Source organism: Gilliamella sp. B2717 (assembly GCF_026536675.1).
GTDB classification, from domain to species: domain Bacteria; phylum Pseudomonadota; class Gammaproteobacteria; order Enterobacterales; family Orbaceae; genus Gilliamella; species Gilliamella apicola_I.
This window is the reverse complement of the sequence record NZ_JAFNNQ010000006.1, coordinates 1,064-1,382: the sequence shown is the minus strand read 5'-3', so window position 1 is coordinate 1,382 and position 319 is coordinate 1,064. Positions and strand designations below refer to the sequence as shown.

The window sequence follows — 319 nt, the reverse complement described above, 5'->3', positions numbered from 1 at the left end:
GTGACGAGTTTAATAATTTTCCGGTTGCGTTAGCGTGGTTTGAAAAAGCCGCTGCGCAGGGCAATCTTGATGCACAAAACAGTATCGGTTATATCTATGAAAATNCATCGGGCGGTCAGCCACCCCGTCAATACATGTTTGATGAAAACGGAAAAAACATTGACCCCGAACTGCCGTATATCAAAGCCCGCTTTGCGCCTTATGAGTTTAGTNCTACCGGTTGAAACCTATCCCCGTGCTATTTACCCCATAACCGAGTACGGACAAGGGGTTGAACCCGATTTAACTAAAGCCATTGCATGGTATCAAAAAGCGGCTG

The 319-nt window shown here is 46.1% G+C and carries 1 protein-coding gene; it reads left to right on the top strand.

Annotation, left to right across the window (positions count from 1 at the left end):
• Positions 1-141: 141 nt before the first annotated feature.
• The coding region (locus tag J3U35_RS11525) for an SEL1-like repeat protein (protein ID WP_416380670.1) at positions 142-319 on the top strand (178 nt) is incomplete at its 3' end.